The organism is Salmonella bongori NCTC 12419, from assembly GCF_000252995.1.
Classification (GTDB): domain Bacteria; phylum Pseudomonadota; class Gammaproteobacteria; order Enterobacterales; family Enterobacteriaceae; genus Salmonella; species Salmonella bongori.
This window is the reverse complement of record NC_015761.1, coordinates 4,027,152-4,051,744: the sequence shown is the minus strand read 5'-3', so window position 1 is coordinate 4,051,744 and position 24,593 is coordinate 4,027,152. Positions and strand designations below refer to the sequence as shown.

Below are 24,593 nucleotides of genomic sequence, written 5' to 3'. Positions count from 1 at the left end.
AGCAGTCTGAAATTATACTGGCAGGAGAAATACCCACAGTCTTTATGCTGGTCTTTCGGTGATTCGCCGGCGTTGGCCGACGAACTGGCGGCGTTGGTGGTCGCCGGTAAAAAGCGCGGCACCTGCAGTTCACTGGCCAGCTATCAGAAAGAGCAGCCCCCCGTCACACCTGGAGCATATCACATTGTGCTCAACGGCGCAGGCGACGCCGTATGCGTCATACGCACGCTGTCGCTCAGGTTGATCCGCTTTAACGAGATGAGTGCCGATCTCGCCGCACTGGAAGGCGAAGGGGATCTCAGCCTGACGTACTGGCAAGCGGCGCACCGCGCTTTTTTTGAGCGCGAAGGTAATTGGTCCCCGGAAATGGAGTTGGTTTACGAAGAGTTTACCGTAGTCGAGATCGCACCGTAGCGCACGCTAAAACGCTGGCGGCGGCGATAGGCATAAACATCTTCTACGTGACCGTTTTTGATGCGTGTCTGCAGGCCGCGCCAGTAATCGGCGCGAAACAGATCGGCGTGCATCTCCTCAAACAGCGGCCCGATACGCGGGTCGGCGCACAGCCAGTGCCGGAACTCCTCCGGGAAGACGTCGCCCGGCGAAACGCTGTACCACGGTTCGCAGGCCAGCTCATCTTCCGGGTAACGTGCTGGCGGAATGTCGCGAAAATGCACCTCCGTCATATAGCAAATTTCATCGTAGTCGTAGAACACTACGCGCCCATGACGAGTGACACCAAAGTTTTTAAACAGCATATCGCCGGGGAAAATATTGGCAGCGGCGAGCTGACGAATCGCATTACCGTACTCCTCAATCGCGTCCCGTAACTGCTGTCCTTCAGCTTGCTCAAGCCAGATATTGAGCGGTACCATCCGGCGTTCAATATAGAGATGACGAATGGCAATTTGTTCCCCAAGATCGGTAATTTTCTCAGGCGCTTCTTGCTGCAAAAGCGCCATTAACGCCGGATCGATTCGCTGTTTATCTAACACAAAATTCTCAAACTCCTGGGTATCCGCCATACGTCCGACGCGATCGTGTTCTTTAACCAGCTGATAGCAGGCGCGAACGTGGGCGGCAGATACCTCTTTTTGCGGCGCGAACTTATCTTTGATGATTTTAAATACCCGATCGAATCCCGGTAGGGTAAATACCAGCATCACCATGCCGCGGATACCGGGAGCCTCAATAAATTTTTCATCACTGTTAGCCAGATAACCTAAATATTCGCGGTAGCTTTCGGTTTTGGCATGTTTCTGGCAGCCAATCGCCATATAGAGCTCGGCGGTAGTTTTACCAGGCAGAATTTCACGCAGCCATTCAACCAGGGCGGCAGGCAGAGGCGCGTACACCATAAAATAAGAGCGGGCAAAGCCAAACACAATGCTGGCTTCGGCGGTAGTTGTCAGGCAGGTATCAACAAACAGCTCGCCTTCATCGGTACGATGAATCGGTAATAAAAATGGCAGCGTACCGTCTGGGGTGATGAATTTGCCCACCAGCCAGGCAGCCTTGTTACGATAAAACAATTCGTTCGTCACCTGCAAATGACAGCGAGGCAGCCCCTCCGCGCCAAAAGTTTCCGTCAGATGAGCGATGATATAATGAATATCACGGCTTTTATTTTGCCAGGGCAGACGTAACGGGAGGTCGCTAAGTATCCGCACCAATAACGGTTCCCAGCCCTGTTCAGGAAAGAAGTCTTTTGCCAGCGGACGCGGAATGGTACGGAAACGCCGCTCCGGCTGTGAGCTGAAAATAAATAACCGCTCAGGCGTTAATGAGCGGTGGTCAAATAACCGGCAATAGACGGAGTTAAAAAAGCTCTCCGCAATCTCGAAGCGCGGGTAATCCGGCAACAAACGGGTGTAATGTTCTTTGACGCGTAATAAAAAATCCGCATCAGTACTTTTACCATCGGTAATACAGCGTAATTGCTCCACTACCAGACCGACATGATGATCGTAGAGGTGGATACGGCTTTTCATCGCCTGCTGGACGGCGTGCCAGTCGGCCTGTTCAAAACGCTGCTGCGCGCCGGAGGTCACTTCAAGAAATCGCCCATACTGCGCATCAAAGCCTTGCAGAATGGTTTGTGCAATCAGTAATTCCAGGCCACGCGGCATCGCCTTCCCTCATGCAAAGCGGATGTTGCCGGATAGCGGCTACCGCCTTATCCGGCCTACGATTTGTAGGCCCGGTAAGTGCAGCGCCACCGGGCATCAGCATTGATCAGAACTGTGATTCTTCGGTCGAACCGGTCAGTGCGGTGACGGAAGAGGCGCCGCCCTGAATAATGGTAGTCACCTTATCAAAGTAACCCGTTCCGACTTCCTGTTGGTGAGAGACGAAGGTGTAGCCTTCTTTCCCAGCCGCGAACTCTGGCTGCTGGACTTTCTCAACGTAGTGCTTCATCCCCTCGCCCTGGGCATACGCGTGCGCCAGGTCAAACATGTTGAACCACATGCTGTGAATGCCAGCCAGGGTGATAAACTGATACTTGTACCCCATATCCGACAACTGCTGCTGGAAGCTGGCAATGGTTTTATCATCCAGATTCTTCTGCCAGTTAAACGACGGTGAGCAGTTGTAGGCCAACAATTTGCCTGGATATTTCGCGTGAATAGCATCGGCAAAGCGTTGTGCCAACGTCAGATCCGGCGTGGAGGTTTCACACCACACCAGGTCGGCATACGGCGCATACGCCAGGCCACGGCTGATCGCCTGCTCAATACCTGCCTGGGTACGGTAAAAGCCCTCACTGGTACGCTCTCCAGTGATAAAGTCACTGTCGTATGGGTCGCAATCAGAAGTAATCAGATCCGCTGCATCGGCATCAGTACGGGCCACCAACAGCGTCGGGACGCCCATCACATCGGCTGCCAGACGCGCGGCAACCAGCTTCTGAATGGCTTCCTGCGTTGGCACCAGCACTTTACCACCCATGTGTCCGCATTTTTTCACCGACGCAAGCTGATCTTCGAAGTGTACCGCCGCTGCACCGGCCTCAATCATCGATTTCATCAGTTCGAAGGCGTTCAGCACGCCGCCAAAACCCGCTTCGGCATCAGCGACGATCGGCAGGAAGTAATCCACATAACGCGGATCGTTCGGCTCAATGCCGCTGGACCACTGGATCTGATCCGCACGACGGAACGTATTGTTGATCCGATCCACCACCGCCGGTACAGAGTTCGCCGGGTACAACGATTGATCCGGGTACATGCTGGAGGCGAGGTTGGCATCCGCCGCTACCTGCCAGCCTGACAGATATACTGCTTCAATACCGGCTTTCGCCTGCTGTAGCGCCTGACCGCCGGTCAGCGCGCCGAGGCTGTTAACATATCCTTTTTTGGCTTCACCGTGCAGCAGACGCCACATTTTAGCGGCACCGAGCTGCGCCAGCGTGCATTCCGGGTTGACCGAGCCACGTAACTTCACCACATCCTCCGCGCTATACGGGCGGGTAATGCCTTCCCAGCGCGGTTGGGTCCATTCTTTCTGTAATTCTTCGATTTGTTGTGTACGGGTTTTCATGTGCAGATGCTCCATATTATTGCCTGGCTTCCCAGGCGTTATTGGTGAAGGCAGTTTGGGCACGGGAAGCCGCGCAAAAACCGGAGCGTACTTATAGTACGTGAGGATTTTGAGCACTGCCCCGGGCCAAAATGGCGAACAAAATAGCCTGGGCATTTATGCCAGCAGGCGGTAGCCTGGCAAGGTCAGGAAATCAATTAACTCGTCAGAGGTGGTGATCTGTTCCATCAGGCGCGCGGCATCGTCGAAGCGCCCGCTACTGTAGCGGTGCTCGCCCAGTTCGTCCTGAATTACCCGCATCTCTTCCGCCAGCATGTCGCGGAACAGCGCTTTAGTCACTGGCTTACCGTTGCTCAGTGTTTTCTCATGGTGAATCCACTGCCAAATAGAGGTTCGTGAGATTTCCGCCGTCGCGGCATCTTCCATCAGACCGTAAATCGGTACACAGCCATTGCCGGAGATCCATGCTTCAATGTACTGTACTGCCACACGAATGTTGGCGCGCATTCCGGCTTCTGTACGTTCGCCTTCACACGGTTCCAGTAGCTGCTCAGCAGTAATCGGCGCATCTTCATCGCGTGTGACGAACAGTTGGTTCCTGTTGTTACCCAGCACCTCGTTAAAGACAGCCATCGCAGTATCCGCCAGTCCGGGATGCGCAATCCACGTACCGTCATGACCGTTATTCGCTTCCAGGGATTTATCCGCCTTCACTTTGTTCAGTACCTGGGCGTTGCGTTCTGCGTCTTTGCTCGGAATAAAGGCTGCCATGCCGCCCATCGCAAAAGCACCACGTTTATGGCAGGTTTTGATCAGCAGGCGTGAGTAGGCACTAAGAAACGGTTTGTCCATCGTTACCACCTGCCGGTCCGGCAGGACGCGATCCGGATAGTTTTTCAATGTCTTGATATAGCTGAAGATGTAATCCCAGCGACCACAGTTCAGACCCACAATATGATCGCGCAGGGCGTGCAAGATCTCGTCCATCTGGAACACGGCGGGCAGCGTTTCAATTAACAGCGTGGCTTTGATCGTGCCGCGCGGCAGGTTGAAGCGGTCTTCGGCATAGCTGAAGACTTCGCTCCACCAGGCTGCTTCCTGCCAGGACTGCGTTTTCGGCAGATAGAAATATGGACCGCTACCTTTCGCCAGCAAGCTTTTGTAGTTGTGGAAAAAGTAGAGCGCAAAATCAAACAAACTACCGGGAATAGCCTCACCGCGCCAGGTGACATGTTTTTCCGGTAGATGCAGGCCGCGAACGCGGCAAATCAGTACCGCCGGATCGGGTTTCAACTGGTAAATTTTTCCGGCTTCGTTGGTATAGCTAATGGTGCCGTTTACTGCATCACGCAGGTTGATTTGTCCGTCAATGACTTTGTTCCAGTCCGGTGCCAGCGAATCTTCAAAATCGGCCATAAAGACTTTTACGTTTGCATTGAGCGCATTAATTACCATTTTCCGTTCAACCGGGCCGGTAATCTCCACCCGACGATCCTGTAAGTCCTCAGGAATGCCGCGAATCGTCCAGTTGCCATTACGAATGGAAGCAGTTTCCGAAATAAAATCAGGCAATCTACCATTATCGATGTCCCGCTGCTGTTGAATGCGGGCGGCAAGGAGTTTATTACGTTTAGGCGCAAAGCGCGTGACCAGCTCCGTCAGAAATTCTACCGCTTCAGCAGTCAGAACCTGCTTCTCCAGCTCACCTTGCGGCCTGGTAAAGATTAACGCATCAGTTGTCGTTGCCTGTTGATTCATCGTAAAGCTCCTCGTCATTGATCAGATTACATCCCCAATGCGAACGAAGGATCGTTGTGTACTTTTCGTTCAGCACAACTAAGACTACTCAATTAAATTTCAAAATCAAAAACAATTTCCATTTTTAAATATATAATTACGCAACTCGTTGATAACAATAAATATAAAGTTTTTTCACTTGGTGAGGCGTGTTTCGGAAATAAAAAAGGCCCCCGAAGGTGCCTGATTCAACATGCTGAAACGCTTAAGGATCGTTAGTGTCAGAAGATTAATCTAAGGTTGGATTCATGTGACGTAGATCATACGGTGTGATCTGGTAAACGTAATAGTTGAGCCAGTTCGTAAACAGCAGATTGCCATGACTACGCCAGGTGGCCTGCGGTTTGTTTCGCGGATCGTTTTGCGGGAAGTAGTTATACGGCACCTCCGGGCACAGCCCTGCTTCCACATCACGGAAATATTCGCTTGCCAAAGTATGCGCATCATATTCAGGATGCCCGGTCACAAAGGCAATACGCTTATCTTTACTGGCAAACAGATAAGCATCGCCCTCTTCCGTCTCTGCCAGAATTTCAAGATCGGTATAGTCGCGTATCAGAGCCGCCGGAAAGTCCGCATAGCGCGAATGAGGCGCAAGGAAAGAATCATCAAAGCCACGGGTCAGCAACGCGTGCGGCTGAAGGATATGATGTTCATAGACGCCAGAAAGTTTATCGGTACGGGTTTGTTTGGGAATACCATAGAGGATATTGAGAGCCGCCTGTACCGCCCAACAGACAAATAGCGTTGAGGTAACGTGATCTTTTGCCCATTCCAGCACCTGCCTGATTTGCGGCCAGTAGGCGACATCATTAAATTCTACCAGGCCAAGCGGGGCGCCAGTGACAATAAGCCCATCAAAGTTTTGATCGCAAATCTCGTCAAAGTTACAGTAGAAGTTGTTCAGATGCTCTGCGGGGGTATTGCGCGATTCGCGAGCATCAATGCGCAATAGCTGAATATCAACCTGCAGTGGGGAGTTAGACAGCAAACGGAGAAACTGATTCTCAGTTTCGATTTTCTTTGGCATCAGATTAAGGATAAGTACCTTCAACGGACGAATTTCCTGGCCAGAAGCACGAGATGTCGTCATGACAAAGACATTTTCCTCACGCAAGAAATTGACGGCGGGTAGCTCATCCAGCACTCGAATCGGCATAACCTGATAACCTCACAACATACGTTTAAACGTTTAGACATCCAGATAGCTGAAGATACCGAGAAAATTCATTAATGTCGAGCCTGGCAGACAAAGGTGAGAAAGTTTCAAGACGTTATTTGCATTAGAATATAAGCATAACGAAAAGGAGAAGATATGGTTATTAGCATCCGTCGGTCACGACAAGATGAAGGAGAAAAACTGATTGCGATCTGGTGTCGCTCCGTCGATGCCACACACAATTTTCTATCAAAAGCGTATCGTCTTGAGCTCGAAGAACTGGTCCGTTCATTTTTACCTGAAGCGCCGCTATGGGTAGCAGTAACAGAACAGGACGACCCGGTCGGGTTTATGTTGCTTACCGGTGAGCATATGGATGCTCTGTTTGTTGATCCTGACGCTCGCGGTCAGGGCGTCGGCAAGATGCTGGTAAAGCATGCCCTATCGCTGGCACCTCATTTGACGACTAATGTTAATGAGCAGAATGATCAGGCTGTGGGTTTTTATCAGAAAATGGGGTTCAAAGTGACGGGGCGTTCAGAAGTCGACGATCTTGGAAAACCTTATCCATTGTTGAATTTAGTCCACCCTTAAGTGATGGCGCTCTACCGTAGGCCAGATAAGGTCCAGTGGATATAGGACTGATAAGCGTAACGCCATTAGGCGGTCTGACTGTATCTTCCCGGCACCACCGGGAGGCGGCCTCGCCTTATCCGGTCTGCGGCGCTGTCCTGTCAGGCCACAGACGCAAAAAAGCCCATCCGTCAGGATGGGCTTCTTCTTGTCTGATGCCTGGCAGTTCCCTACTCTCGCATGGGGAGACCCCACACTACCATCGGCGCTACGGCGTTTCACTTCTGAGTTCGGCATGGGGTCAGGTGGGACCACCGCGCTAGTGCCGCCAGGCAAATTCTTGTGCTCGGTACGCAATACTTTATCGCATCAGCGGCGTTGGCTGCACTCGTAAAGTCAGTCACATACTTCAGTATGCTCCTTCCTTTCCTTCGCTTGCCGCCTTGCTGCTGCGCAAATTATTGCGTACTACAATCCGGAATCTGAGCTGAAAATTGTTCGTCTTCTCAATCCGCCAAAACATCTTCGGCGTTGTAAGGTTAAGCCTCACGGTTCATTAGTACCGGTTAGCTCAACGCATCGCTGCGCTTACACACCCGGCCTATCAACGTCGTCGTCTTCAACGTTCCTTCAGGAGACTTAAAGTCTCAGGGAAGATTCATCTCGGGGCAAGTTTCGTGCTTAGATGCTTTCAGCACTTATCTCTTCCGCATTTAGCTACCGGGCAGTGCCATTGGCATGACAACCCGAACACCAGTGATGCGTCCACTCCGGTCCTCTCGTACTAGGAGCAGCCCCCCTCAATCTTCCAGCGCCCACGGCAGATAGGGACCGAACTGTCTCACGACGTTCTAAACCCAGCTCGCGTACCACTTTAAATGGCGAACAGCCATACCCTTGGGACCTACTTCAGCCCCAGGATGTGATGAGCCGACATCGAGGTGCCAAACACCGCCGTCGATATGAACTCTTGGGCGGTATCAGCCTGTTATCCCCGGAGTACCTTTTATCCGTTGAGCGATGGCCCTTCCATTCAGAACCACCGGATCACTATGACCTGCTTTCGCACCTGCTCGCGCCGTCACGCTCGCAGTCAAGCTGGCTTATGCCATTGCACTAACCTCCTGATGTCCGACCAGGATTAGCCAACCTTCGTGCTCCTCCGTTACTCTTTGGGAGGAGACCGCCCCAGTCAAACTACCCACCAGACACTGTCCGCAACCCCGGTCAGGGGCCCACGTTAGAACACCAGCCATTAAAGGGTGGTATTTCAAGGACGGCTCCACGCAGACTGGCGTCCACGCTTCAAAGCCTCCCACCTATCCTGCACATCAAGGACCAGTGTTCAGTGTCAAGCTATAGTAAAGGTTCACGGGGTCTTTCCGTCTTGCCGCGGGTACACTGCATCTTCACAGCGAGTTCAATTTCACTGAGTCTCGGGTGGAGACAGCCTGGCCATCATTACGCCATTCGTGCAGGTCGGAACTTACCCGACAAGGAATTTCGCTACCTTAGGACCGTTATAGTTACGGCCGCCGTTTACCGGGGCTTCGATCAGGAGCTTCGCTTGCGCTGACCCCATCAATTAACCTTCCGGCACCGGGCAGGCGTCACACCGTATACGTCCACTTTCGTGTTTGCACAGTGCTGTGTTTTTAATAAACAGTTGCAGCCAGCTGGTATCTTCGACTGACTTCAGCTCCACGGGTAAACCGCTTCACCTACATGTCAGCGTGCCTTCTCCCGAAGTTACGGCACCATTTTGCCTAGTTCCTTCACCCGAGTTCTCTCAAGCGCCTTGGTATTCTCTACCTGACCACCTGTGTCGGTTTGGGGTACGATTTGATGTTACCTGACGCTTAGAGGCTTTTCCTGGAAGCAGGGCATTTGTTGCTTCAGCACCGTGGTGCCTCGTCGTCACGCCTCAGCCTTGATTTTCCGGATTTGCCTGGAAAACCAGCCTACACGCTTAAACCGGGACAACCGTCGCCCGGCCAACATAGCCTTCTCCGTCCCCCCTTCGCAGTAACACCAAGTACGGGAATATTAACCCGTTTCCCATCGACTACGCCTTTCGGCCTCGCCTTAGGGGTCGACTCACCCTGCCCCGATTAACGTTGGACAGGAACCCTTGGTCTTCCGGCGAGCGGGCTTTTCACCCGCTTTATCGTTACTTATGTCAGCATTCGCACTTCTGATACCTCCAGCATGCCTCACAGCACACCTTCAACGGCTTACAGAACGCTCCCCTACCCAACAACACTTGCGTGCCGCTGCCGCAGCTTCGGTGCATGGTTTAGCCCCGTTACATCTTCCGCGCAGGCCGACTCGACCAGTGAGCTATTACGCTTTCTTTAAATGATGGCTGCTTCTAAGCCAACATCCTGGCTGTCTGGGCCTTCCCACATCGTTTCCCACTTAACCATGACTTTGGGACCTTAGCTGGCGGTCTGGGTTGTTTCCCTCTTCACGACGGACGTTAGCACCCGCCGTGTGTCTCCCGTGATAACATTCTCCGGTATTCGCAGTTTGCATCGGGTTGGTAAGCCGGGATGGCCCCCTAGCCGAAACAGTGCTCTACCCCCGGAGATGAGTTCACGAGGCGCTACCTAAATAGCTTTCGGGGAGAACCAGCTATCTCCCGGTTTGATTGGCCTTTCACCCCCAGCCACAGGTCATCCGCTAATTTTTCAACATTAGTCGGTTCGGTCCTCCAGTTAGTGTTACCCAACCTTCAACCTGCCCATGGCTAGATCACCGGGTTTCGGGTCTATACCCTGCAACTTAACGCCCGGTTAAGACTCGGTTTCCCTCCGGCTCCCCTATTCGGTTAACCTTGCTACAGAATATAAGTCGCTGACCCATTATACAAAAGGTACGCAGTCACACAGGTAAACCTGTGCTCCCACTGCTTGTACGTACACGGTTTCAGGTTCTTTTTCACTCCCCTCGCCGGGGTTCTTTTCGCCTTTCCCTCACGGTACTGGTTCACTATCGGTCAGTCAGGAGTATTTAGCCTTGGAGGATGGTCCCCCCATATTCAGACAGGATACCACGTGTCCCGCCCTACTCATCGAGCTCACAGCAGGTGCATTTTCGTGTACGGGGCTCTCACCCTGTATCGCGTGCCTTTCCAGACACTTCCACTAACACACCTGCTGATTCAGGCTCTGGGCTCCTCCCCGTTCGCTCGCCGCTACTGGGGGAATCTCGGTTGATTTCTTTTCCTCGGGGTACTTAGATGTTTCAGTTCCCCCGGTTCGCCTCATTAACCTATGGATTCAGTTAATGATAGTGTGACGAGTCACACTGGGTTTCCCCATTCGGACATCGCCGGGTCAAGGGTTCATATCACCTCGCCGGCGCTTTTCGCAGATTAGCACGTCCTTCATCGCCTCTGACTGCCAGGGCATCCACCGTGTACGCTTGGTCGCTTAACCTCACAACCCGAAGATGTTTCTCTTCAGATTGCGATAATTGAGAGACTCATGAACAGTTGCCTGTTCATTGTTTCAATTTTCAGCTTGATCCAGATTTTTAAAGAGCAAATATCTCAAACGTGACTCGTAAGCCAGTTTTGAGATATTAAGGCCGGTGACTTTCACTCACAAACCAGCAAGTGGCGTCCCCTGGGAGGTTTGACCTCATCAGTTCGAACGCTGGCGTCCCCTAGGGGATTCGAACCCCTGTTACCGCCGTGAAAGGGCGGTGTCCTGGGCCTCTAGACGAAGGGGACACTGAAGTCTCAATCGCAAGACGCCTTGCTTTTTACTTTTCATCAGACAATCTGTGTGAGCACTGCAAAGACCGTTTCTTTCAGGTAAGGAGGTGATCCAACCGCAGGTTCCCCTACGGTTACCTTGTTACGACTTCACCCCAGTCATGAATCACAAAGTGGTAAGCGCCCTCCCGAAGGTTAAGCTACCTACTTCTTTTGCAACCCACTCCCATGGTGTGACGGGCGGTGTGTACAAGGCCCGGGAACGTATTCACCGTGGCATTCTGATCCACGATTACTAGCGATTCCGACTTCATGGAGTCGAGTTGCAGACTCCAATCCGGACTACGACGCACTTTATGAGGTCCGCTTGCTCTCGCGAGGTCGCTTCTCTTTGTATGCGCCATTGTAGCACGTGTGTAGCCCTGGTCGTAAGGGCCATGATGACTTGACGTCATCCCCACCTTCCTCCAGTTTATCACTGGCAGTCTCCTTTGAGTTCCCGACCTAATCGCTGGCAACAAAGGATAAGGGTTGCGCTCGTTGCGGGACTTAACCCAACATTTCACAACACGAGCTGACGACAGCCATGCAGCACCTGTCTCACAGTTCCCGAAGGCACCCTCGTATCTCTACAAGGTTCTGTGGATGTCAAGACCAGGTAAGGTTCTTCGCGTTGCATCGAATTAAACCACATGCTCCACCGCTTGTGCGGGCCCCCGTCAATTCATTTGAGTTTTAACCTTGCGGCCGTACTCCCCAGGCGGTCGACTTAACGCGTTAGCTCCGGAAGCCACGCCTCAAGGGCACAACCTCCAAGTCGACATCGTTTACGGCGTGGACTACCAGGGTATCTAATCCTGTTTGCTCCCCACGCTTTCGCACCTGAGCGTCAGTCTTCGTCCAGGGGGCCGCCTTCGCCACCGGTATTCCTCCAGATCTCTACGCATTTCACCGCTACACCTGGAATTCTACCCCCCTCTACGAGACTCAAGCCTGCCAGTTTCGGATGCAGTTCCCAGGTTGAGCCCGGGGATTTCACATCCGACTTGACAGACCGCCTGCGTGCGCTTTACGCCCAGTAATTCCGATTAACGCTTGCACCCTCCGTATTACCGCGGCTGCTGGCACGGAGTTAGCCGGTGCTTCTTCTGCGGGTAACGTCAATCGACAAGGTTATTAACCTTGTCGCCTTCCTCCCCGCTGAAAGTACTTTACAACCCGAAGGCCTTCTTCATACACGCGGCATGGCTGCATCAGGCTTGCGCCCATTGTGCAATATTCCCCACTGCTGCCTCCCGTAGGAGTCTGGACCGTGTCTCAGTTCCAGTGTGGCTGGTCATCCTCTCAGACCAGCTAGGGATCGTCGCCTTGGTGGGCCGTTACCCCACCAACAAGCTAATCCCATCTGGGCACATCTGGTGGCAAGAGGCCCGAAGGTCCCCCTCTTTGGTCTTGCGACGTTATGCGGTATTAGCCACCGTTTCCAGTAGTTATCCCCCTCCACCAGGCAGTTTCCCAGACATTACTCACCCGTCCGCCACTCGTCAGCAAAGCAGCAAGCTGCTTCCTGTTACCGTTCGACTTGCATGTGTTAGGCCTGCCGCCAGCGTTCAATCTGAGCCATGATCAAACTCTTCAATTTAAAAGTTTGATGCTCAATGAATTAAACTTCGTAATGAATTACGTGTTCACTCTTGAGACTTGGTATTCATTTTTCGTCTTGCGACGTTAAGAATCCGTATCTTCGAGTGCCCACACAGATTGTCTGATAAATTGTTAAAGAGCAGTTGCGACGCGGCTTTCAGCTCACCGTCGCGAGGTGGCGTATATTACGCTTTCCTCTTTCAGAGTCAACCCTGAATTTCAGGATTTTTCTCTTCAACCGGCCGGCTGTTTGTGTGAAGTGATTCACATCCGCCGTGTCGATGGAGGCGCATTATAGGGAGTTCTCTGCTGACCGCAATAGAAAAATTGCAGAAAAATGACTGTTTGCTGCATTCCCCAGCAAAACCCTTAGTTATACCCATTTACACACAGACTTATCCACAAAATGCGTGTTCATTTCCTGGATCTTCTCACTCTGCAAACGATCTTTCAGGGATAAAAGCGGGACCGGTATTTTAAAAGAAAAATTCGCGAGCGTTGCGCAAACGTTTTCGTTACAATGTCGCCGCAAAATGAGAATGCCCCATAAGGGGCGTTAGCTGAGTTTTTTACGAAAAATTCAGCTAACGCTCTCTGTAATTGTCGAATCCAGGGGATTTACCATGCAACAACGTCGTCCAGTCCGCCGCGCTTTGCTCAGTGTTTCTGACAAGGCCGGTATCATCGAATTCGCCCAGGCACTTTCCGCACGCGGTGTGGAGCTGTTGTCTACGGGGGGCACCGCCCGCCTGTTAGCAGAAAAAGGCCTGGCGGTGACTGAAGTTTCCGATTACACCGGTTTCCCGGAAATGATGGATGGACGCGTAAAGACCCTGCATCCAAAAGTCCACGGCGGCATCCTCGGTCGTCGCGGCCAGGACGATGCTATTATGGAACAGCATCACATTGCCCCTATCGATATGGTTGTCGTTAACCTGTATCCGTTCGCCGAGACCGTGGCGCGCGAAGGCTGCTCGCTGGAAGATGCGGTAGAGAACATCGATATCGGCGGCCCAACGATGGTTCGCTCCGCCGCGAAGAACCATAAAGACGTCGCCATCGTGGTGAAGAGCAGCGACTACGACGCCATTATTAAAGAGATGGACGCTAACGAAGGTTCTCTGACCCTCGACACCCGTTTCGATCTCGCCATCAAGGCATTCGAACACACCGCCGCCTACGACAGCATGATTGCCAACTACTTCGGCAGCATGGTTCCGGCTTACCACGGCGAAAGCAAAGACGCCGCCGGTCGCTTCCCGCGTACGCTGAACCTGAACTTCATTAAGAAGCAGGATATGCGCTACGGCGAGAACAGCCACCAGCAGGCTGCTTTCTATATAGAAGAAAATGTAAAAGAAGCGTCCGTTGCCACCGCACAGCAGGTGCAGGGCAAAGCGCTTTCCTACAACAACATCGCTGATACCGACGCGGCGCTGGAGTGTGTGAAAGAGTTCAACGAGCCAGCCTGCGTAATCGTCAAGCACGCTAACCCGTGCGGCGTGGCGGTAAGTACCTCTATTCTCGACGCTTACGATCGCGCCTATAAAACCGATCCGACTTCCGCGTTCGGCGGCATTATCGCCTTCAACCGCGAGCTGGATGCCGAAACCGCGCAGGCCATCATCTCCCGCCAGTTTGTCGAAGTGATCATCGCCCCATCCGCAAGCGAAGAAGCGCTGAAAATTACCGCTGCCAAGCAGAACGTCCGTGTTCTGACCTGCGGCCAGTGGGCAAGCCGCGTGCCAGGCCTGGACTTCAAACGCGTTAACGGCGGCCTGCTGGTTCAGGACAGGGATCTGGGTATGGTGAGCGAAGCTGAACTGCGCGTGGTTTCCAAACGCCAACCTACCGAACAGGAGCTGCGCGATGCGCTGTTCTGCTGGAAAGTGGCAAAGTTTGTGAAATCCAACGCCATTGTGTATGCCAAAGAGAACATGACCATCGGCATAGGCGCAGGCCAGATGAGCCGCGTGTACTCTGCCAAAATCGCGGGCATTAAAGCCGGTGATGAGGGGCTGGAAGTGAAAGGTTCCGCGATGGCCTCCGACGCCTTCTTCCCGTTCCGCGATGGCATTGATGCCGCTGCTGCGGTAGGCGTGAGCTGCGTGATCCAGCCTGGCGGTTCTATCCGTGATGATGAAGTCATTGACGCCGCTGATGAACATGGTATCGCGATGATCTTCACTGGTATGCGTCACTTCCGCCATTAATGGAGCTACAGATGAAAGTATTAGTGATCGGTAACGGCGGGCGCGAGCACGCACTGGCGTGGAAAGCGGCGCAGTCGCCAAAAGTAGAAACTGTCTTCGTGGCGCCAGGCAACGCCGGTACCGCGCTGGAGCCGGGGCTGCAAAACGTCGCGATTGGGGTAACGGACATTCCGGCGCTGCTGAGCTTTGCGCAGAATGAAAAGATCGATCTGACCATTGTCGGCCCGGAAGCGCCGCTGGTGAATGGCGTGGTGGATGCTTTTCGCGCGGCTGGCCTGAAAATATTTGGCCCGACGCGGGGCGCAGCACAGCTCGAAGGCTCTAAAGCATTTACCAAAGATTTCCTGGCGCGGCATAACATCCCGACCGCAGAGTACCAAAACTTTACCGAGATTGAGCCTGCGCTGGCTTATCTGCGTGAGAAAGGCGCGCCGATCGTTATCAAAGCTGACGGTCTGGCAGCCGGTAAAGGCGTTATCGTGGCGATGACGCTCGAAGAAGCGGAAGCCGCCGTGCAGGATATGCTGGCGGGTAATGCCTTTGGCGATGCGGGCCACCGCATCGTGATTGAAGAGTTCCTCGACGGCGAAGAAGCAAGCTTTATCGTAATGGTCGACGGCGAGCACGTTCTGCCAATGGCCACCAGCCAGGACCACAAACGCGTAGGCGATGGCGATACCGGCCTGAATACCGGCGGTATGGGCGCTTATTCCCCGGCTCCGGTCGTCACTGATGACGTTCATCAGCGCACCATGGAACGCATCATTTGGCCAACCGTGAAAGGCATGGCAGCGGAAGGTAACACCTATACTGGCTTCCTGTACGCGGGCCTGATGATCGACAAACAAGGCAATCCGAAGGTCATCGAATTCAACTGTCGCTTTGGCGATCCGGAAACCCAGCCGATCATGCTGCGCATGAAATCGGATCTGGTGGATCTTTGCCTGGCAGCCAGTGAAGGTAAACTGGATGAGAAGACGTCCGAGTGGGATGAACGCGCGTCGCTTGGCGTGGTTATGGCGGCGGGAGGATATCCAGGCGATTACCGTACCGGCGATGTGATCCATGGCCTGCCGCTGGAAGACGCGGCGGACGGCAAGGTGTTCCATGCGGGAACCCAACTGACGGATAACGAGCAGGTGGTTACCAGCGGTGGCCGTGTACTGTGCGCCACCGCGCTGGGTCACACCGTGGCCGAGGCGCAAAAACGCGCTTATTCTTTAATGGCCAATATCCACTGGGATGATTGTTTCTGCCGTAAGGATATCGGCTGGCGTGCTATTGAACGCGAGCAAAACTAGCGAGACAGTTTCGCCAGTAGCGTTTTACGCGTAATCCCTAACTGGCGGGCGGCTTCCGTTTTATTGCCGCCCGTTTTTTCCAGCGCCGCCAGAATCACCTCTTTTTCCACATCCACCAGCGGCTGAATTGGCCCATCATATTCCGTTTTTATCGGCGTTGCGGCGATAGACAGAGGAAGCTCACGCTCGGAAATGTACTCGCCCGTTAACAAGACCACCGCCCGTTCGATAGCGTTTTCCAGCTCGCGAATATTGCCCGGCCAGTCGTAGTGAATTAACAGATCCATCGCCTGCGGAGTAAAGCCTTTCACCGCTTTCCGATTACGTCCGGCAAATTGACGTAAAAAATGCTCGGCCAGGAGTGGAATATCTTCCCGGCGCTGGCGTAAAGGCGGTATTTCAATGGCCACCACATTCAGGCGATAGTACAGATCCTGACGAAAACGCCCGGCCTGAACCTCCTGCGCCAGATCGCGATGCGTGGCGGCGAGCAGCCGTACATCGACGGAGATTGTCTGATTGCTGCCAACCCGCTGGACCTCCCGCTCCTGAATCGCACGTAGCAGGCGCACCTGCATCAGCGGCGAGATATCACCGATTTCGTCAAGAAATAGCGTCCCGCCGTCCGCCTCCACAAAGCGCCCTTCCCGCCGTTTATCCGCACCGGTAAACGCCCCTTTCTCATGGCCAAACAGTTCGGACTCCAGCAATGACTCGTTCAGCGCCGCGCAGTTAAGCGTCACCAGCGGTTTATTGCGCCGGGCACTGCTGATATGAAGCGCTCTCACCACCAGCTCTTTGCCGGTCCCGGATTCACCGTGAATCAACACGGTTGCATCGGAAGGCGCCACCATCGCAATCTCATTGAGTAACTGCTGCATCGCCGGACTTTTCCCCACCATACCAAACTGCGCGGCTGGCAACGACGGTAGCTCAACGGCGGCATCTCGCGTATGCGCCAGTGCGTTTTTCAGAGTCTCCTGTAAGCTGTCAAAATCCAGCGGTTTAATTAAGTAATCCAGCGCCCCTGCCTTGAGCGCCTCTACCGCGGTTTCCACACTGGAAAATGCCGTCATGATTAAAATTGGGATAGCCGGGTTAAGGAGCTTGATCTCTTTCAGCGTGGCAATACCGTCCATCTCCGCCATGCGTACGTCGCACAGTATCAGATCAAAGACCTGCTCGCGGACCTGAGCCAGCGCATCACGTCCACTGTAGGCCAGCGTAACGTTATAGCCCCAGCCCCGAAGCAACGCCTGTAAAATCGTGCAGTGGCTTACATCATCATCTACAACCAGAATATCGATTTTTCCGCGTGTCATCCTTGTTAGTCCTGTTGTCTCGCGTTAACGGGTAACCAGAGAGTAAAGACTGCGCCTTTCCCCTCAGTACTCTTCACCTTAATCCCGCCGCCATGCTGTTCGATGATATTTTGCACCACCGCCAGCCCAAGACCAGTTCCGTCCGCTTTCGTCGTAAAGTAAGGCGTAAAAATCGCCTCCAACTGATCCGGCGCGATGCCTTTCCCGCTATCGGTAACGGTGATGATAACGCGGTCAGCCCCGCTTTCGTTCGCCTCTACGGTAATTGTTCCCTGGCGCCCAATCGCGTGAATAGCATTCAGATATAAATTCAGCAATACCTGAGTTAGCCGATCCGGGTCAGCCTGAATGCAGGGGAGCGTCTCATTAGCGGTGAATCTCAGCTGAATCTCTCTACTGTGCGCATCCTGGCTTACCAGATTCAGGGAGTGGGTAATAATATCATTGAGATTGACCGACTGGCGTGCCAGATGCGCGGGCTTGACCAGTTCAAGCAATTCGCTTACCACCCGATTCAGGCGATCAGCCTCTTTAGCCATCACTTGCGCCAGTTCATGCGACTCGCCGCCAGCAGGCGTGCGCTCGGCAAAGTATTTCGCCAGCCCTTTGATGGATGAAAGCGGATTACGAATTTCATGAGCGACCCCCGCCGCCAGATGCCCCATTGCTACCAGTTTTTCTTTACGCTTCATCGCATCAAGTAACTCTTTGTGCGAACGCTGATAGCGCTGATGCCAAAAAAACGCCAGTAACGTTGCCAGCAGCACCGCCGCTAAAGCCGACAGGACAATTAGCGTGTTACGCCACTCCCTTGCCTGGGTCGCGACCAGATCGCTGGCATCAAAGGCAATAAAAATAGTTTGCTGCGCAGGTTCATCGTCGCTGGCGCAGTGTGCGCTTCCGTATCCCGCCATACCATGGCCTCTCATACCGAAAAGCGGCTGGAACTGGCGGTAAATCTCCAGCGCTGGCATCAGCTTACCATTGGTCGTAAATTCTACGCGCCGCCAGCGTTCTTGCGATCCGGGATTGAGTTGATGCATTTCAGACGCGGAATAAAGCGGCTGACCTACCATGCCAGGGTTACTATGGATAATGATAATGCCTTGCGCATCCGTCACAGCGAACCACAATACGCCGGGCTGGCCCGCCATCTCTTCCAGTAGTGTCTGTTGCTGCGCGTGATGCATCCGCATTCCCATGCCTACTCGCGTACCGGACTCCAGAGCGCGAATGAGTACATTTCCTTTTTCCAACAGTGTTTGCCTGGCAGCGGCGCTCTCGCGGCCATAGTCACGAATGACCATAATGGAAAACAGTCCTACCAGAATGAAGATAGCTATCGGTAGTAACCAACTCAGCCATGTTGCAGCGGCATCCTTATGTAATCGCATAAAATTCACCACCTCTCCCTGTCCGTATTTTCTTTTCCTTGTAAGCAGTAATCATGCCATTTTTCGCGGCACATAGCCGCGTGTTTCAGCACAACCTGCTGGAAGGGCGGGTAAAAATGACTCAACGGGCAGATTGCGCGAGTCATTTTTACTCACTTTTTGCAGCTATAAACAAGTCAGGACGCCGCCTGGCCGGGAATGAATACCTGGCACGGAAGATGCAAGAAAGAGGATAAGATGAGCAACAGGAGAACGCAAAATGAAACGGAACACTAAATCAGGTATCGCGCTAATCGCCCTCTCTCTTTTGGCTCTGAGTTCCGGCGGCGCCTTTGCCGGACATCACTGGGGCAATAATGACGGCATGTGGCAACAGGGAGGCAGTCCGTTAACGACAGAACAGCAGGCGACCGCGCAAAAGATTTATGATGATTACTATACGCAGACCAGCGCATTACGCCAGCAACTGATATCCAAACGTTATGAGTACAACGCGCTGTTGACCGCCAGTTCGCCAGATACCACAAAAATCAATGCCGTTGCCAAAGAGATGGAATCATTAAGTCTGAAGCTGGATGAACAACGCGTGAAACGGGATGTCGCCATGGCGCAGGCTGGCATACCACGCGGCGCAGGTATGGGCTACGGCGATTGTGGCGGGCGCGGCGGTCATAGGGGAATGGGGCACTGGTAAAGACGTAATGCCTGATAACGACCACGCTTATCAGACCTACAAATGAACGCCCCTGGCCGGATAAGACGCATTAGTGTCTTATCCGGTGCTAAAATGTTTTCTCTTTTGGTTGCCAGTGACAAAAGTCTTCATTGGCGACCAGTAAAAGTTGTGACCCTTCGGGCGCTTCCAGCCATGCCACACTCACCTCTACTGATGAGCGGTTCTGGCGGCGCTCAATATGGCTTATGGCCCATGAGTCCAGATCCGGCTTTAGCGTTTCGCCTTCGCAGGTTGTAACCGTATGGTCGGCGTGCCAGCGTCCCTGGCGTAATATAACCCGTCCCAGGCGCAATGCGTCGCTGGTTTGACGGATCTGTTCGGCGCGATAGCGATACAACGCAATTTGATCGTTGGAAAGCTGCTGTTTCTGTCCCCCGACTTCACGCTGCATAAAACTGAGTTCGCCGCGAGCATCAAAACGTGCGCGAATATGTTCTGGTAGTTTGCTGTAAATATTGAGTTCAATAAGCGAAAGCGTATCACCCTGCCAGCGATATTCACTGGTGGTAGTACTACCGTTACGCCACGGACTAAAAACGGAAAGCAGATGGACTTCATCGTTCGTATCTTTACGCCAGATACGCACTGCGCCCTGGTTGTCGGCAAAACCACTGGCGGTAAACGGTGGCGGTGAAGCATCATGACTGCAGGCGGTCAGCAACAGCGCGCCCAAAAGCAGAAGCGTACGACGCCAGACAGACAAAAGGGGCTGACGAGCCCCTTCGATAAAACTGTTCACAGCTACGCGTCTTACTTAACTGCGTCTTTCAGAGCTTTACCAGAAACAAATGCCGGTACGTTAGCGGCGGCGATTTTGATTTCTTTACCGGTCTGCGGGTTGCGGCCAGTGCGCTCAGCACGGTGGTTCACTTTGAAGGTACCGAAACCAACCAGTTGTACAGCATCGCCTTCTTTCAGAGACTCAGTAATAGCAGCCAGAGTGGATTCCAGAGCAGCTTTAGCCTGGGTTTTAGACAGTTCTGCTTTGTCTGCAATTACATCAATCAGTTGAGTCTTGTTCATAAGTTATCCTTACAATGTGTTTATCGCTTGCTAAGCATCGAGTGCGACGGAAATGCCAGAAAAGCACTCTCCTGCATACACGCACCGATAGCCACTTTTTTTCGCCTCCCAAATGTAGACCAGACGGGGGGCAGAAGGGAAGCCTTATGGCACGACAAATCAGGCGTTAAATCACGTTTTCTGGTGTCATTGCTGAAAATTTATACCGATATTGCTCTCGCCAGCCTCGCGCAGGTCTGCCCTGAGCCCTTTTATCAGTTCAATATCACGTTCTTCGCATTCCGCTAAAAGTCGGAATATTTCCCACTGAATATCCCATTCCTGTTCGACTGCCGGGTTCGTTTTGAGCTCCTCATCGGTCATTTCCCGACCAGCCTGAGTCATTTCCAACATCGCCACCGTGGTAATGGAAGTCTTACTGACCTCAATGGCATGTTCCAGCGTTTCGCCACTGAGACGAGAATGCATTAATTCGCTTAATGCAACACAAGCATCGATCGCCGGATAAACGCCATATAAATCGTAATCATCGGCAGACGGAATGGCCTCTTCAAACTTCTCCAGCTGGCTGTCAAAATTCACCTTCGCGTCTTTCACCGTCAGCGTTTCCCAGATTAGATCGAGGATACGGCGATAAATCTGTCCATCGCCAAATGCTGTCTGTTTACAGAACATGGCGTAGTTCGGGTACATGCGTTCGCACAAGCAGGCCATAAAGGTAACATGCTGCCAGCTTTCCAGCCGCTCCAGACGCAGATGAATCGGGTTTTGTAACATGATGGAATCTCAAATCGGAAATTAGCGGCAGTTTACCTGAATCAGCGCTGAATTTCTTGCCAACGAACAAATGCCGGACGTCCGGAAGCGACGGCATCAGCCCAGCGCGTTGGCTCCGGTAAACGATAGCCTTTCATACAACGTTGCACCCACGCCAGCGCGCTGTCAGTGCTGACCCGGTGCCCCGTCGCCACAAACAGAGGATTACAGCGTGCCTTGCTGCGCCATACCCATGCCAGTTGTTCGCCTTTATCCATTAAAGGTGCCAGCGCGCCCGGTTCAGCGGACAGCGGCGCAAACTTACCGCACAGACGCTTTTTCGCCACGCCAATAGTCGGCACATCCACCAGCAGGCCAAAATGACTGGCGACGCCGAGCCGACGCGGGTGTGAAATGCCATGACCATCAACAAACAGTAAGTCAGGCTTTTGCGAGAGCTGTTCCCACGCCGCCAGCAGAGCAGGATATTCACGAAAAGAGAGAAAACCGGGGATATACGGCATGGTGGTGGCAATACGCGCCACCTTATATTCGACCAACTCAAGCGACGGGTATTTCAGCAATACCATCGCCGCGCGCGTCACTTCTCCACCCTGTTCAAACCCGACGTCTGCCCCCCCGATCAGCGCCGGCGGATCCTTTTCAAATTGATCCGTGCGGCAAACCGATGATGCAAGTTCTATCTGTTGAGCGCGTAGTGACGCAAGATCCATACTGACTCCTTATCGATGATACTGGGCAGACAGCCGGTGCACCGCCTCCACAAACGCGCCAGCATGTTCCGGCGGAACATCCTGATGGATACCGTGTCCAAGGTTGAAGACGTGCCCTTCTCCCTGACCGAAACCAGAAAGTATAGTCGCTACTTCTTCTTCGATACGCGCTGGCGGCGCATACAGCATGGATGGATCCATATTGCCTTGCAGAGCAACCTTATGGCCCACACGGCGGCGCGCATCGGCAATATCGATTGTCCAGTCCAGGCCCAGCGCATCGCAGCCGGTTTCCGCCATCGCTTCCAGCCACTGACCGCCGCCTTTGGTGAACAACGTAACCGGCACACGGCGGCCTTCGTTTTCACGCAGCAGACCATCAATGATTTTGTGCATATAGTACAGTGAGAATTGCTGGTAATCGCGCCCGGTCAGCACGCCGCCCCAGGTATCAAAAATCATCACCGCCTGCGCGCCCGCTTTGATTTGCGCGTTGAGGTACAGCGTGACGCTTTTCGCCAACTTATCAAGCAACGCATGTAGCGTCTGCGGCTCGGCATACATCATCTTTTTAATCACTGTAAACGCTTTGCTGCTGCCGCCTTCAACCATGTAGGTCGCCAGCGTCCATGGGCTGCCGGAGAAACCGATCAGTGGCACCTCGCCCTTCAACTCGCGGCGGATGGTCCGCACAGCGTTCATTACATAACCCAGCTCATCTTCCGGATCGGGAACAGGCAGACGGTCAACATCAGCTTTATTGGCGACGGGCGCGGTAAAGCGCGGGCCTTCACCCGCCTCGAAATAGAGGCCCAGGCCCATCGCATCCGGTACGGTCAAAATGTCCGAAAAGAGGATCGCGGCATCAAGCGGATAGCGGCGCAGCGGCTGGAGAGTGACTTCGCAAGCCAGCTCCGCATTTTTGCACAGCGACATAAAGTCGCCCGCCTGCGCGCGAGTAGCCTTATATTCCGGTAGATAACGGCCCGCCTGGCGCATCATCCATACCGGGGTAACATCAACGGGCTGGCGCAGCAGCGCACGCAGATAACGATCGTTCTTTAATTCGGTCATTTTTGCAGTTCCTTATTGCGTCAGGCCGCTAGTTTAACATGTCATTCATATTCAGCCCGACACATTGCTACCGTATCTTCGATCAGTCGACGCGCAACGGTGCCAGGCGGCGGCAGTAACGGTAAATCATCGTAACGATACCAGTTCGCCTCTAATAGCTCTTTCGGGTCGATAACTATCTCGCCGCTACCATACTCGGCCATAAAGGCGGTCATCAGCGATTGCGGGAATGGCCACGGCTGCGAGGTGATATAGCGCAGGTTCTTTATTTTAATCCCGCTCTCTTCCATCACTTCGCGCGCCACCGCCTGCTCTAAGGTTTCGCCCACCTCGACAAAACCGGCCAGAACGGTGTGAACGCCGTTACGATGACGAACATGCTGAGCAAGCAGGATGGTGTCTTCGCGGCGAATAGCGACGATAATACAGGGCGCAATTTGCGGGTAGTAACGCTCGCGGCAGTGGCTACACAGCATCGCCCATTCGGTTTTGCCCGGCTGCATAGGGTGCCCGCAATAGCCGCAAAATTTATGCGATCGGTAAAACTCCGCCAGTTGTACACCACGTCCCGCCAGTTGAAAAAGGCCGGCATCCTGATCGAGTACCTGACGTAACGACCCCATATCATGGCGTCGATGTTGTAATACCAGCCAAACGGGGTCGCCTTGCCATTCGCCAATCCGGAGTGCGCGCTGCCCCACAAGATCAAAATTTGCCGCCAGCCCGTGTGGTAATTCCCCATACGGCAACCATAATTTTTGTTCATGGCTGACGATCCACCAACCGTGATCTAATTTTTCAATTATACGATCCATAGCTCTTGCACTACCTTTGCTTCACTGGCATGTTGTTAACATTATTTTTACATTTATGGCGAGCAGCCTTTATCTAACTTGCGGAGACAATCATGCTAAACCAGCTGGAAAATTTGACGGAGCGCGTTGGCGGAAGCAACAAACTGGTCGATCGCTGGCTACATGTACGTAAGCATCTGCTCGTGGCTTACTACAATCTGGTTGGCATTAAGCCTGGCAAAGAATCGTACATGCGGCTGAATGAAAAAGCGCTGGATGATTTTTGTCAGAGCCTGGTCGATTACCTTTCTGCCGGACACTTCAGTATTTATGAACGTATTCTCCATAAATTGGAAGGAAACGGTCAGCTTTTACATGCGGCAAAAATCTGGCCGCTGCTGGAAGATAACACGCAGCGCATCATGAATTATTACGACTCCAGCCTGGAAACCGCTATCGATCACGATAACTGTTTTGAATTTCAGCAGGCACTGTCAGACATCGGCGAGGCGCTGGAAGCCCGCTTTGTGCTGGAAGATAAGCTGATTATGCTGGTATTTGACGCGATGCACGATGGCACCAGGGTAAAACGTCCCGCTTGAGTTCTGTACTATTAACAGGTAGGTTACAAATGTCCCCTCTACGGAGGGGAAGTTATCTTGTCGGAGTGCCTGATTTCCACAAAGTATTTGTGATGCATCAAGGCGGCAGGTCAGTGAATCGCCAGTCACTTACATAAGTCAGTGATAGGCGTGAGCGGACGAAGCCAACAAAGAAGCAGCGCGAAGGATGAAGTGGAAAGGGCTGAGACC

The 24,593-nt window shown here is 53.1% G+C and carries 18 protein-coding genes, 1 tRNA gene and 3 rRNA genes; 6 read left to right on the top strand and 16 right to left on the bottom strand.

Annotated elements, in window-relative coordinates:
- Positions 1-6 precede the first annotated feature (6 nt).
- On the top strand, positions 7-414 hold the full coding sequence (locus tag SBG_RS19140) for an ASCH domain-containing protein (protein WP_077909631.1): 408 nt from the start codon (positions 7-9) through the stop codon (positions 412-414).
- Here SBG_RS19140 and aceK read toward each other — a convergent pair.
- From aceK to metA, 4 genes are all read right to left on the bottom strand, one after another.
- Entirely contained in the window at positions 378-2,129 is a 1,752-nt protein-coding gene (aceK, locus tag SBG_RS19135) for a bifunctional isocitrate dehydrogenase kinase/phosphatase (protein WP_001137279.1), read from the bottom strand. The genes SBG_RS19140 and aceK overlap by 37 nt on opposite strands.
- A gap of 106 nt (positions 2,130-2,235) precedes the next feature.
- Positions 2,236-3,540 carry an isocitrate lyase gene (aceA, locus tag SBG_RS19130; protein WP_015703090.1) on the bottom strand — a complete coding sequence of 435 codons (1,305 nt, stop codon included), beginning with the start codon at positions 3,538-3,540 and terminating at the stop codon, positions 2,236-2,238.
- 156 nt (positions 3,541-3,696) lie between these two features.
- Positions 3,697-5,298 carry a malate synthase A gene (gene aceB / locus SBG_RS19125; RefSeq protein ID WP_001075630.1) on the bottom strand — a complete coding sequence of 534 codons (1,602 nt, stop codon included), beginning with the start codon at positions 5,296-5,298 and terminating at the stop codon, positions 3,697-3,699.
- A 268-nt stretch (positions 5,299-5,566) separates the two neighbouring features.
- Positions 5,567-6,496 carry a homoserine O-succinyltransferase MetA gene (gene metA, locus SBG_RS19120; RefSeq protein WP_001122769.1) on the bottom strand — a complete coding sequence of 310 codons (930 nt, stop codon included), beginning with the start codon at positions 6,494-6,496 and terminating at the stop codon, positions 5,567-5,569.
- A gap of 156 nt (positions 6,497-6,652) precedes the next feature.
- On the opposite strand from metA, the gene SBG_RS19115 reads away from it, so the two are divergent.
- Positions 6,653-7,090, top strand: a complete 438-nt coding sequence (locus tag SBG_RS19115; RefSeq protein WP_000237012.1) for an acetyltransferase — start codon at positions 6,653-6,655, stop codon at positions 7,088-7,090.
- 196 nt (positions 7,091-7,286) lie between these two features.
- On the opposite strand, the gene rrf is transcribed toward SBG_RS19115, so the two are convergent.
- The 4 genes from rrf to SBG_RS19095 form a co-directional block, all read right to left on the bottom strand.
- Positions 7,287-7,402: ribosomal RNA gene (gene rrf / locus SBG_RS19110) — 5S ribosomal RNA — on the bottom strand.
- Positions 7,403-7,604: 202 nt separating this feature from the next.
- A 23S ribosomal RNA gene (locus tag SBG_RS19105) occupies positions 7,605-10,509 on the bottom strand.
- A 220-nt stretch (positions 10,510-10,729) separates the two neighbouring features.
- A tRNA-Glu gene (locus SBG_RS19100) sits at positions 10,730-10,805 on the bottom strand.
- 85 nt (positions 10,806-10,890) lie between these two features.
- A 16S ribosomal RNA gene (locus SBG_RS19095) occupies positions 10,891-12,432 on the bottom strand.
- The 16S, 23S and 5S rRNA genes sit together here with 1 tRNA gene alongside, the layout of an rRNA operon.
- Positions 12,433-13,057: 625 nt before the next feature.
- Between SBG_RS19095 and purH the strand changes: the two genes are divergently transcribed.
- Positions 13,058-14,647: a bifunctional phosphoribosylaminoimidazolecarboxamide formyltransferase/IMP cyclohydrolase gene (gene purH, locus SBG_RS19090; protein ID WP_001187489.1), complete on the top strand. Its 1,590-nt coding sequence runs from the start codon at positions 13,058-13,060 to the stop codon at positions 14,645-14,647.
- 11 nt (positions 14,648-14,658) lie between these two features.
- Positions 14,659-15,948 (top strand): phosphoribosylamine--glycine ligase, encoded by a 1,290-nt coding sequence (purD, locus tag SBG_RS19085; RefSeq protein ID WP_000866759.1) that lies wholly within the window; start codon positions 14,659-14,661, stop codon positions 15,946-15,948.
- Here purD and zraR read toward each other — a convergent pair.
- Entirely contained in the window at positions 15,945-17,270 is a 1,326-nt protein-coding gene (zraR, locus tag SBG_RS19080; protein WP_000196679.1) for a sigma-54-dependent response regulator transcription factor ZraR, read from the bottom strand. The genes purD and zraR overlap by 4 nt on opposite strands.
- A 5-nt stretch (positions 17,271-17,275) precedes the next feature.
- Positions 17,276-18,673 carry a two-component system sensor histidine kinase ZraS gene (gene zraS, locus SBG_RS19075; protein WP_001010285.1) on the bottom strand — a complete coding sequence of 466 codons (1,398 nt, stop codon included), beginning with the start codon at positions 18,671-18,673 and terminating at the stop codon, positions 17,276-17,278.
- 250 nt (positions 18,674-18,923) lie between these two features.
- Here zraS and zraP point away from each other — a divergent pair, with 250 nt between their 5' ends.
- Positions 18,924-19,358 (top strand): zinc resistance sensor/chaperone ZraP, encoded by a 435-nt coding sequence (gene zraP / locus SBG_RS19070; RefSeq protein WP_000828224.1) that lies wholly within the window; start codon positions 18,924-18,926, stop codon positions 19,356-19,358.
- A gap of 88 nt (positions 19,359-19,446) precedes the next feature.
- Here the strand turns inward: zraP and SBG_RS19065 are convergent, their stop codons facing one another.
- The 6 genes from SBG_RS19065 to nudC form a co-directional block, all read right to left on the bottom strand.
- A complete protein-coding gene (locus SBG_RS19065) occupies positions 19,447-20,139 on the bottom strand; it encodes a DUF1481 domain-containing protein (RefSeq protein ID WP_001083936.1) in 693 nt (230 codons plus the stop codon).
- An 11-nt stretch (positions 20,140-20,150) separates the two neighbouring features.
- The gene (hupA, locus tag SBG_RS19060) at positions 20,151-20,423 is read right to left on the bottom strand and encodes a nucleoid-associated protein HU-alpha (protein WP_001044509.1); all 273 of its coding nucleotides are present in this window, start codon (positions 20,421-20,423) and stop codon (positions 20,151-20,153) included.
- A gap of 186 nt (positions 20,424-20,609) precedes the next feature.
- On the bottom strand, positions 20,610-21,200 hold the full coding sequence (locus SBG_RS19055) for a YjaG family protein (protein WP_000940087.1): 591 nt from the start codon (positions 21,198-21,200) through the stop codon (positions 20,610-20,612).
- A 41-nt stretch (positions 21,201-21,241) separates the two neighbouring features.
- Complete coding sequence (nfi, locus tag SBG_RS19050) at positions 21,242-21,913, bottom strand: deoxyribonuclease V (protein ID WP_000362370.1); 672 nt, start codon at positions 21,911-21,913, stop codon at positions 21,242-21,244.
- A 9-nt stretch (positions 21,914-21,922) separates the two neighbouring features.
- Positions 21,923-22,987: a uroporphyrinogen decarboxylase gene (gene hemE / locus SBG_RS19045; RefSeq protein ID WP_000137627.1), complete on the bottom strand. Its 1,065-nt coding sequence runs from the start codon at positions 22,985-22,987 to the stop codon at positions 21,923-21,925.
- A gap of 41 nt (positions 22,988-23,028) precedes the next feature.
- The gene (nudC, locus tag SBG_RS19040; protein ID WP_000373925.1) at positions 23,029-23,802 is read right to left on the bottom strand and encodes an NAD(+) diphosphatase; all 774 of its coding nucleotides are present in this window, start codon (positions 23,800-23,802) and stop codon (positions 23,029-23,031) included.
- Positions 23,803-23,894: 92 nt separating this feature from the next.
- Between nudC and SBG_RS19035 the strand changes: the two genes are divergently transcribed.
- Positions 23,895-24,383 carry an Rsd/AlgQ family anti-sigma factor gene (locus SBG_RS19035; protein WP_000934320.1) on the top strand — a complete coding sequence of 163 codons (489 nt, stop codon included), beginning with the start codon at positions 23,895-23,897 and terminating at the stop codon, positions 24,381-24,383.
- Positions 24,384-24,593 lie beyond the last annotated feature (210 nt).